General features: G+C 69.4%; 9 protein-coding genes. 2 read left to right on the top strand and 7 right to left on the bottom strand.

The window, feature by feature from the left end; translation table 11 throughout:
* Positions 1 to 421: 421 nt before the first annotated feature.
* From FFT21_RS27655 to FFT21_RS27635, 5 genes are all read right to left on the bottom strand, one after another.
* A complete protein-coding gene (locus FFT21_RS27655) occupies positions 422 to 2,014 on the bottom strand; it encodes a TIGR04141 family sporadically distributed protein (protein ID WP_371856876.1) in 1,593 nt (530 codons plus the stop codon).
* Between the two features lie 784 nt (positions 2,015 to 2,798).
* Positions 2,799 to 3,695 carry a phosphotransferase gene (locus FFT21_RS27650; protein WP_225978819.1) on the bottom strand — a complete coding sequence of 299 codons (897 nt, stop codon included), beginning with the start codon at positions 3,693 to 3,695 and terminating at the stop codon, positions 2,799 to 2,801.
* A gap of 18 nt (positions 3,696 to 3,713) precedes the next feature.
* Positions 3,714 to 4,568: a radical SAM/SPASM domain-containing protein gene (locus FFT21_RS27645; protein WP_225978818.1), complete on the bottom strand. Its 855-nt coding sequence runs from the start codon at positions 4,566 to 4,568 to the stop codon at positions 3,714 to 3,716.
* Positions 4,569 to 4,637: 69 nt separating this feature from the next.
* Positions 4,638 to 5,018 carry a hypothetical protein gene (locus FFT21_RS29390; protein ID WP_192909801.1) on the bottom strand — a complete coding sequence of 127 codons (381 nt, stop codon included), beginning with the start codon at positions 5,016 to 5,018 and terminating at the stop codon, positions 4,638 to 4,640.
* Positions 5,015 to 5,302: a hypothetical protein gene (locus FFT21_RS27635; protein ID WP_137816851.1), complete on the bottom strand. Its 288-nt coding sequence runs from the start codon at positions 5,300 to 5,302 to the stop codon at positions 5,015 to 5,017. Before FFT21_RS27635 ends, FFT21_RS29390 begins: the two co-directional genes overlap by 4 nt.
* 170 nt (positions 5,303 to 5,472) lie before the next feature.
* Here FFT21_RS27635 and FFT21_RS27630 point away from each other — a divergent pair, with 170 nt between their 5' ends.
* Complete coding sequence (locus FFT21_RS27630; RefSeq protein ID WP_137816850.1) at positions 5,473 to 6,774, top strand: NsdA family TPR-like regulatory protein; 1,302 nt, start codon at positions 5,473 to 5,475, stop codon at positions 6,772 to 6,774.
* On the opposite strand, the gene FFT21_RS27625 is transcribed toward FFT21_RS27630, so the two are convergent.
* Positions 6,775 to 7,791 (bottom strand): NAD-dependent epimerase/dehydratase family protein, encoded by a 1,017-nt coding sequence (locus FFT21_RS27625; protein ID WP_137816849.1) that lies wholly within the window; start codon positions 7,789 to 7,791, stop codon positions 6,775 to 6,777. It abuts the gene before it with no gap.
* Positions 7,792 to 8,108: 317 nt separating this feature from the next.
* Between FFT21_RS27625 and FFT21_RS27615 the strand changes: the two genes are divergently transcribed.
* Positions 8,109 to 9,098: an IS481 family transposase gene (locus tag FFT21_RS27615; RefSeq protein ID WP_137816853.1), complete on the top strand. Its 990-nt coding sequence runs from the start codon at positions 8,109 to 8,111 to the stop codon at positions 9,096 to 9,098.
* A 22-nt stretch (positions 9,099 to 9,120) separates the two neighbouring features.
* Here FFT21_RS27615 and FFT21_RS29385 read toward each other — a convergent pair.
* Positions 9,121 to 9,328 (bottom strand): hypothetical protein (locus FFT21_RS29385; protein WP_225978817.1); only part of this gene is annotated, 208 nt, incomplete at its 5' end.

Raw genomic sequence — 9,328 nt, 5'->3', positions numbered from 1 at the left:
CTACGGCCAGCCTGGACCCCGACACCTTCTGCGCGCCTGCCCCCAGCAAGCCGGAAGCCGGGCAAAACAAGGGCTGCCCCACGCACCATCAAGGCTTGACCGGCCCCACCCCTTCATGGATGACCTGCCTTTTCGTGGCGGGTACGCAGATATTGAATGATGCTTTGGCGCGTATTCGGCGCAGCAGTCCTCGAGGTCTGAACCGAAGGAGAGGGCTACGGGCAGCGGTGGGCAACCTTTCCTGGGCGAACTTCCCCGCGGCTAAGTGGCTCTGCTTTCTCCGCATGGTCGCGCTCCTCGGCAGCTCAGCTCTCGCCGTGGACGTCCGTGCCCAGGGCAGGGGCTGAGTGGACCTCGGCAACTGCCCTGTGCGGTGGGTGCCGTCGTCCCACCGCACAGGGCAGTTTCCAGCCAGTGCTTCCTACGCAGCCTGGCCCGCGCGGCCGGACCTCTTCTTCTCGACGTATGGGATATCCGCGAACTGCAGGGTCATCTGCTGATGGCGAACTGCCGAGTCCAGCCGCAGCAAATCGATCTGAGACAGTGCGAACAGTTGATCAATATCCCATCGGCGGCCGGCGATGGCCAGGACCACCGCCGAGGGGTTGAGCCCCGCACGGGACGCGTCATGGGCACGAACCTTCTTGTCGAGCTCGGCCCTCGCTTCCGGCTCATCCCTGAGCGAGGTCGCCGACGCGAGCGCCTGCGTGTACAGGTGGCTGGCCGCGGTAGCCCGCGTCAGCCACTTTACGTGGATCAACTCGTTCTGCGGGCCGACGAGGTCGCACAGTTCCAGCCGCGGGTGCAGGGGCGTCGTGGCGAAGTTCTGGTCCAGACACAGGTAGCCCGGCTCCATCGCCGCCTTCAGGCAGAACCGGTGCTCGTCGTCCGGCTTACCTGTCGGCGTCCACAGCGGGAAGCGCAGGTCGGCACGGCGTTTGAGCAAATCGGTCACCTGATCACGGATCTGACTCACGAACTTCTCGCCGATCTTGAACCACTGGCCCTGGTTGTAGCAGTAGCGAGTGAAGCCGATGCTCGTCTCGAAGACCAGCCACTTGCGTATCGCGATCGGCCGGCCGAGCATCTCCGTGCCATCCTCATCTGCGCACGCGACGAGCTTGGCGGTACCGAGCTTGTTCACGCGGCCCGCGACCGAGAGCCCCTTGAAGGCTGCGACCAGGTCCTCCAACTCGAGGTCGCGTTCCACGGGCGGTGCGTTGCGCTCCAGGCCGAGAGTCCTGAAGGTCACCGCCCCTTCGGCCGCGTCCACCGCCTCGGCCGGCCAGGCCAGACCGAGCCGACCGAAACGCTCATCCCCACCGAGCGCGGCCGCAAGACGCTCGCCCAGTTCGGCCAGGTGCCGGTCATTCTTAGGCACGGGTCGGATCCGGAACGCCGGACGCAGCAACGAGTCACTGTCCTGCGCTTCGATAGCAGCCTCGATCGCCAACAGGTCGGCGATCAAGTCGCGGGGATTGCACGGCAAAGGCAGGAACAGGCCGTCCCCGGTTCGGATGCGGTACCTCCGGCCGGTGTCGCGGTGGTAGGTGAGGCCGCTGAGGTCAGCCGCACCCGCCAGCCGGTTGATCAGGTCTCCGTAGGGCTGCAAGTGGAAGCCGCCCAGGTCACTGCCGCCGGGTATCGATGTTTGGCTGGACCGGCCGCTGGTACCGAGCGCCGAGCTGGCCACGAACCCGAGCCGCGACGGGTCGAGACGGCGAATGCCGAACTGCAGCCCAAACCCGGGGTCGATCAGCTGATCATCGAGCAGGAGGTGCCCGGCACCCCAGGCGATGGCGTAGGTCCATCGCCCCAGTGGCACCAGGAGCACAGCGAAGGGCGAACTGCCTGGCAACTCAACGTCAATGCCGGTCAGCGAGCGGACGTGGCTTGCCCAGGAAGGGCGCTCCGAGGGCAGCACCCCAGCCATCAGGCGACAGGTCAGCTCGTCAATGGGCACCAGGCGATCGGCGGTTACCTCCGCGCTGCTGAGCGGCAGCAGGTAGCGCATGAGGTCGAGGCCGCCCTCGAACCGGTAGAGGGAGGCCGGCTTACAGGAAGATCGTTTTGGCAAGGTGTGTTCCTTGAAGAAAGCATGGCTTCTGCTGCCGGCAGGCGGGCAGTGTCGGCCGGTGGGATCACTAGGTCCGGTTGGGATGCCAACCGCGGGGCGGCACAGCATGTGGCGGTGTGCCTGCGGGCTGGCGAAGTTAGGTGCGCTGGGGCCAGCCCTGGTATCCCGAACAGGCGGCACGGCTAACGGGGTAGCCGTCGCTGTACGTGGCGCGTCTGAGGATCAGACGCAACTTGCGCCGATCTCTAGCAACCGGCTGCCGGTGGCCCTATGATCGCCACAGTTCCTCCAAGTACATGCGTCCTGGTTGCGAGCCAGCGTGTTCTGGACGGGATACCGATGCGATGCGGCCCCCTGCTGCCACAGGGGGTCGCATCCAGCTTCCGTGGGTAAAGAGGCTGTGCAGTCATCATGCCGGAGCTCGCCCAGTTACTGGCTGGTTGCTGCGCGCGACACGCCGGACGGCAGTCACGGAACGATAAACGGCCGGGTGACTTAAGTCCGGCCTATCGGAGGTACCTGCTTACAGCGGGTTGAAGTGCCTGGCCAGGCACACCTCCCGGTCGGCTGCACTAACTGCTGACACGATCCGCGCTCGGCACGCTGTGTGACAGCCTCAAAATCTGAAGAACCTTCGCAATCGCTCGTCTCAAGGCTCTGATGACAGGTGCCGGGCTGAGGCCGTGGTCCTCGGTGGGCGCAACCCGCGCCCTGACTCCAGTCAGTTCTGCACGGCGGTGTCCATCAGCGGGCGCACGTGTTCCCGGAGCACGTTGGCGAGGTCGGCGTAGTCGGGTTCCCGCCGGGCGCGGTCGAGCACGGCGGCTGCAACGTGAATCTGCGCTGCGCGGCCGGCCGGGGAGTCCAGGACATCGGCGAACATGTTGTGAACCCGGCCGGCGATGTCCGGTACGAGCAGGGCGTGGAGGTAGAGGCTGGCCGCGTCCATGCCGGCGGGACCGCGTCCCCACATCTCCCAATCGAGCAGCCCAAATTCTGGGCCGAGGACGTTGTTCCAGTGCAGGTCGCCGTGGACGGTCTCGAACTGGTCGATGTGCAGTTCGATGCCGAGCATGTCGCGGACGCGGTCGCCGGACTGGCCGCGCTCGGCGAACCGGGTGGTGGGGTGGCTGCGGAGAGCGTCGAGGCTGCGGCGCAGGTCGGTCCACCAGGCGTCCGGGAGATCCGGCGCGGAGCGCAGCACATCGGTGGGTGAGCAGGGACGGCCGGGCAGGAGCGCCATCACATCGGCGCGGACACGCCGGCGCCGGTCCGGCTCGGCCCACTCGGTGCTGTGCAGCACGATCGGCTTGGAGACCCCTGTGATCGCGGCCGAGTCGGAGATGCCGATCCAGAAGTCGGACACCCTGGCGTCGGTGACCCACCGCTCGTGTTCGGCGCCGACGCGGAGCCAGCACGCGCCGTCCGGGCCCCTGGCCGGAGCGCTGATCGAGCGAAGCCACCAACCCCACTGCGGTTCGCCGGTGACGATGAGGCCGAACAGCTCGGCGGCGCGATCGAGATTGCGGAGCATCCACCGGCGCAGGTCGCTTTCCGCCTGGTCGGTGTCCATGTTCGTCGTCTCCTCGGTCGCGTCGCCGGCTGTGCCGTGGGTCATGGTGCTAACGGGTTCCGATCATGCACGCGGGTGGCAGTGGATCGGGTAGCAGTTGGCGCCGTTGGGCGCGCAGTCGGGTCCGCAGGCGCGCACGCCGGTCGGCATTCCCTCGGCCGCAAGGCTGGCGCGGACATCGGACATGCGAGACATGATCTCCCGAAGCAGCTGCTGGCGCACGTCTCCGATGGACATCCATCGGCTGAACACGCATGGCCACACCGCGCCGTCGGGCGAGACCGCGGCCACCCCGTCCGCGCAGCGGCCGCACAACTGGTCCGCGCCGGGCTGCCGGTCCCGCACACCGCGGCCGACCTGGCGCAGCCGGTCGTAGCCGATGTTCTCCACGCCGAGCGCCAGCAATTCGTCCATCGCTTCCTGGGCGCGCTGGCCGTCACCGAGGTCGATCACCCCGACACGGATCGGGATGCCCCGGCGCACGGCCTCGGCGATGTTAGCCCGGGTTCGGGCGTGGGTGCGTCGCTGGGTGATCGCGGCGTGCTGGTCGGGGTCGTCGCTGTAGTACGAGGTCGCCAGGGATACGCCGGGCTGGGAGAAGACGTCCCACAGCGCCGGCGTGACGTGCACCAGGTTGGTGAACACCTCCACGGCCAGCGCCCGGGACAAGGCGTGGCGGACTAACGCGGACAGGTCCGGGTGCAGCGTCGGCTCGCCGCCGATGAACTGCACGGTGCGCACGCCCATCTCGGCGGCCTGGTCGATGACCCGCCGCCAGTCCTCGGCGGCCATCGACCCGTGCGTGCCGGCCGGTGAGCTGTCGGCGTAGCAGTGCGAGCAGGCCAGTTGGCAGGTGCCGGTGAGTTCCAGCCACAGGAACGTGGACCGGGCTGTTGTGGTCGCGGCGGCTTGGGACACGGTGGGGTTCCTTCCCGATTGGCCTGGTCCCGGTTGACCAGGCGGCCTGTGGAGTGCGGTTTGGTTGGATCAGCGGTGGGCACCGACGATGCTGCCGCTGATGGCGGCGTCGTGGGTGAGACTTCGGCGCAGGGCATCGAGCACGCGCTGCATCACGTGCTGGTCCGGCGGGGTGTGCTCGCCCCGGCGGGGTGGCAGCGCGGTGCTGCCGTCCCGCTTCGGCAGGTCGTCGACGGCCGGCAGGGGCGCGATGGCCAGGCAGGACGTGCACGGCATGCCCCGGGGCCGGTCGAGCAGGTCCACCGTGCCCAGCGGGATGCGCTCGCCGCAGTAGGTGGCCAGCACCTCGGGAATCGCATCGGCGTCGGCCAGCGGGACGACGTGCACAACCCGGCGGGACTCACCGACCACGCCGACGCGGTAGCGCACCAGCAGAATCGGCGCGGTCATGCCGTCCGCCCGGGATGGGACACGGCGAGGCCGGCGTTCGGGGCCACCGGCCCCGCCGTGGGCAGGACCCGGCCGCCGACGAGGGGGAGCGAGGCGGCCGGGAGCTTGGAGCGCAGGTCGCGGCCGAAGCACGTGCACCAGGCGTCCAGCCGTGCGCGCGCCACGACGACCGTGAGCGAGGTCGACCACCAGCGCGCCACGGCTGTGGCCAGCATCCACACGGGAAGGGCGCCCAACCCGGCCAGCACGAGGATCAGGCGCAGCCGCGGGTCAACCTCGATCATGTTGCCCTCCTGTCGGACCGTGGTGCGATGCCCTGACGGTCGCCACGACGCGGGGTGCAGCGAGAGGCCACGACGGGGCCATTTGAGGCCGTTCGGGGGTCATTGCTCTGCCGATCGCAGCCGTGCTGGTGGGCGCGCTCGTACCGTGAAGCCAGCACGGGGAGGTCGGGATGGCACAGCAGCAGCCACGCACGAGGCTCGAACAGCGCTTTCAGAACGCGCATATGAGCGTCCGCGAGTTCTGCGCCGCCTTCGACCAGGCCGCCAATGACCTCGGTGAGCGGGTCAGCGTCTCGGAATCGCAGGCGAAACGGTGGCTCGCCGGCAAGTCCGAGTTACCGCGGCCGGCCGCGTGCCGCGTGCTGGCCCACTGGTGGGGCGAGCCCACGGCCACGCTGCTGGGTCCCCCGCTGGCCGAAGTGGAGCCGGCGCCCACCAGGACCGAGGAGGAACTGATCGTGACCGCGGGACGAGAGTCGGTGGAGCACGCGCTGACCGCAGCCTCGGCGCTGGACCCCTCGGCGCTGGAGCAGCTGCACGCCGAGGCGCAGCGGGCCGCCCGCGCGTACTACACGACGCCGCCCCTGGCGCTGCTGGGCGACCTCGTGCGGCTGCGGGACAGCGTCTACACCCAGCTCGATCGCACCAACAAGCCCCGTCAGAAGGCGGAGCTGTACCTCATCGCCGGCCAGGTCTGCGGTCTGCTGTCTTCGGTCTCGTGGGACCTCGGCCACCCGGAGGTGGCCGATGAGCAGGCCCGCGCCGCCCACACCTACGGCAGCGTCATCGACCACGCGTCACTGCTGGCGTGGGCGCGTGCCTTGCAGGTCACCGTCACGTTCTGGTCGGGACGGCCTCGCCGCGCCGTGGCCATCGCCGAGGCCGCCTTGGCCATCGCCCCGGCGGGCACAGCGCGGGCCCGGCTGCATTTCGTTCACGCTCGCGCCCTGTCGATGATCGGCGCACGCCAGGAGGTCGCCACCGCGCTGGACGACGCCGCGGACGAGCTGGACCGCGCCGGCGACGATCCCTTCCTGGACGAGGTCGGCGGCGAACTCGGGTTCGACCGCTCCCGACGAGCGCTGTGCGCCGGGGCGTCCTACGTGTGTCTTGGCGACGGCGACCGTGCCGCGGCTGAGGCGGCAACGGCGCTGGAGCTGTTCGCTGCCAGGCCGCCGGCGCAACGCTGGGTTGCTGGAGAGCTGGGCGCGCAAGTGGACCTGGCCGCCGCTCGCACGCTGCGCGGTGATCTCGCCGGCACCGAAGAGGCGCTGACGCCGGTGTTCGAGCTGAGCCCGGATCGGCGCACCGAGGCGCTGAGCCGGCGGCTGGCCATCCTTGCTCACGCGCTGGGTAGCACCCGCTACCGCGGTGCGGTCGAGGCCCGTCGGCTCGGTGAGCAGATCGAGGAGTTCACTGCCGCCTCGCTGGCCCGCATCACCGCCCGGCCCGCCATCACCGCAGGCGAGTAGCTACCGGGCGTGCCAGGCCGCCAGCACCTCGGCCTCTCGCTGCGGCGTGATACCCAGCTCGGCGGCGCGCTCGTGCTGGATACCTTCCTCGCCGGAGTGCATCCACTTCCACGTATCGGCCACGGTCTCGGCCAGGGGTCGTGTCACCAGCCCGGCCGCGCGGGCGCCAGAGGCATCCACGTCCCATGCCCCGGCGTAGGTTCGCCAAAGCGGCAACTCGGTCCACTGCCGGATGCCCTGCTCGACCAGGAAGTCGTCAGCCGCCCACACCAGCTCCGCGTCCGACTCCGTCACGGCGGCGCACTCGGCAAGCAACGACCCGAACGTATCCACACCGGGGCCGGTGACGTTGAAGGTGCCCGCCCGCACCGTGGCCGAGTGCAGGGCGAACACCGCGACATCGCGCACGTCGACGGGTTGGATCGCACGATCCGGGTCGCCGGGGGCGAGCACCTGGCCGCCGCGCTCCAGCCGGCGCAACCACCACGGCAGCCGGCCGACGTACTCCCGCGGACCGAGGATCACCCCGGGGCGCAGGACCGTGGTCCGCTCAGGCCCGAACACCGTGCTGACGGCCCGCTCGCACCCCGCCTTGGTGAACCCGTATACCGAGGGGCCCGGGTCGCCGTCATACCCATAGTGCGGACCAGCATCGGGCGGACACTCCAGCACCGGCGAGGCTTCCGTCAACGGCTCGACCGGCCATCCCCGGTAGACCGACACCGTCGAGACGAACACGTACCGTTCCACCACCGGCTCAAGCGCCCGCGCCACGGCCAGCGCATCGCGGGGCACGTAGCCCGTCGTGTCCACCACGGCATCCCAAGGACCCGCCGACGCCAGACGCTCCAGGTTGGCCGGGTTCGTGCGGTCACCGCGGATGCCGCGCACGCCGTCCGGGTCAGCACCGCCGGACAGGCCACGGCGGAACGTCGTCACCTCCAGCCCGCGGTCTAACGCCGTCTCGACGACCGCACGACCGAGGAACCAGGACCCACCGAGCACCAGCACGCGCATAGCCCCATCTTGTCCGGCATCGCCGCGCCAGCGCGATGAGGGTTGGGTGTGCCGGTCGCTACTGGTGGAGCATCTTCTCCAGTGTTTCGGCTGATACGACGCAGCGGAACCCGGTGTCGTCGTCGCACATGGTCGCCGCAGCATCGTTGAATGACGACGGCGTAGCGCGATTGAAGGGGCTAGTTGTTGCTTTTCATGACGTTGGTGACGCCACGGGCCGGCCGGGCTGAGGGGGTGTGATCAAGGGGGGCGGGCCTCCGGTTGCAGCATGTGAAGTGCGAAGACACGTGCCGAGCAACACCGAGAAAGGCCCGCCCGTGATCCACGGTAATGCCCCACTAACCCCGGCCGGCAGGCTGCGTCTGGTGTGCCGGGTGCAAGCCGGACGCCCGATCGCCCACGTCGCCGCCGAGGCCGGTATCGCCCGGCAGACGTTGAGCAAGTGGGTGGGCCGCTACCGCGCCCGCGGCGAGGATGGGCTGTTCGATCGACGCAGCACGCCTCGGCACAGCCCACGCCGTACCTCCCGGGAGGTGGTGACCCGCATCGAGGCATTGCGCCGCGAGCACAAGTACTCGGCCAGGTTGATCGTGCACACGCTGGCTGCGGAAGGCGTGACGGTCTCGTCGGCGACCGTGGGCCGCTGGCTGACCCGGCTGGGGCTCAACCGACGTGGCTTGCTGGATCCCACCGGCGCGACCAACCGCCGCCCGCGGCGGATCACCGCCCGCTACCCCGGCCACATGGTCCACGTCGACGTCAAGAAGATCGGCCGCATCCCGGATGGCGGTGGCTGGCGCATCCACGGCCGCGGCAGCCCAGGTGACCGGGCCGCCCGGCGCCAGAAGGTCGGCTACGCCTACTTCCACACCGCGCTGGATGGCTACTCCCGGCTGGCCGACACCGAGGCACTGGACAACGAAACCGCCGACACGGCGGTGGGGTTCCTCGCCCGTGCCCGGGCCTTCTTCCGCGCCCACGGCATCACCCAGCTCACCCGTGTGATCACCGACAACGCGCCCTGCTACACCTCGCCGCGCTTCGCCCGCTCCCTGGGCGGCACCCGCCACCAGCGCATCCGGGCGTTCACCCCGCGGCACAACGGCAAAGTGGAGCGCTACCACCGCATCCTGGCCCATGAGCTGTGCTATGCCCGCGCGTGGAACAGCGAGGACGAACGCCACGACGCGCTGCGCCGCTGGCTGATCCATTTCAATTACCATCGGCCGCACACCGCGACCGGGGACCAGCCACCCGCCACGCGCCTACACGCCGGCGTCAGCAACGTGATGATCGGGCACAGCTAACGATCTTTGGTCGCGGGCTTCTTCACATCTGTGTCAAGTTTGAGGCTGTCGTTGCCAGGCGTGCCCGATCGATGGAGTCCTTGACGTGCCGGTCGAGGGTGCGCAGCGCTTGTCGTAACTGGGGTGGGGCTTGGGGCGGGTCGGCAGCGGTGAGTGGGACCAGCAGCCGGTTGTAGACCTTGGTGTAGAACACCGCGATCCGGATGCCGTCGGCAGTGACGTGGTAGCGG

Origin of the sequence: Gandjariella thermophila (assembly GCF_005405885.1) — a bacterium.
GTDB classification, from domain to species: Bacteria; Actinomycetota; Actinomycetes; order Mycobacteriales; family Pseudonocardiaceae; genus Gandjariella; species Gandjariella thermophila.
The sequence above is the reverse complement of the archived record's forward strand: the minus strand, read 5'-3'. Positions and strand labels throughout refer to the sequence as shown.

Coding starts and splice junctions, on each gene's coding strand:
- FFT21_RS27655 (WP_371856876.1), bottom strand. CDS start 2,014: ATGCGCTACCTGCTGCCGCTCAGCAGCGCGGAGGTAACCGCCGATCGC.
- FFT21_RS27650 (WP_225978819.1), bottom strand. CDS start 3,695: ATGACCCACGGCACAGCCGGCGACGCGACCGAGGAGACGACGAACATG.
- FFT21_RS29390 (WP_192909801.1), bottom strand. CDS start 5,018: ATGACCGCGCCGATTCTGCTGGTGCGCTACCGCGTCGGCGTGGTCGGT.
- FFT21_RS27635 (WP_137816851.1), bottom strand. CDS start 5,302: ATGATCGAGGTTGACCCGCGGCTGCGCCTGATCCTCGTGCTGGCCGGG.
- FFT21_RS27630 (WP_137816850.1), top strand. CDS start 5,473: ATGGCACAGCAGCAGCCACGCACGAGGCTCGAACAGCGCTTTCAGAAC.
- FFT21_RS27625 (WP_137816849.1), bottom strand. CDS start 7,791: ATGCGCGTGCTGGTGCTCGGTGGGTCCTGGTTCCTCGGTCGTGCGGTC.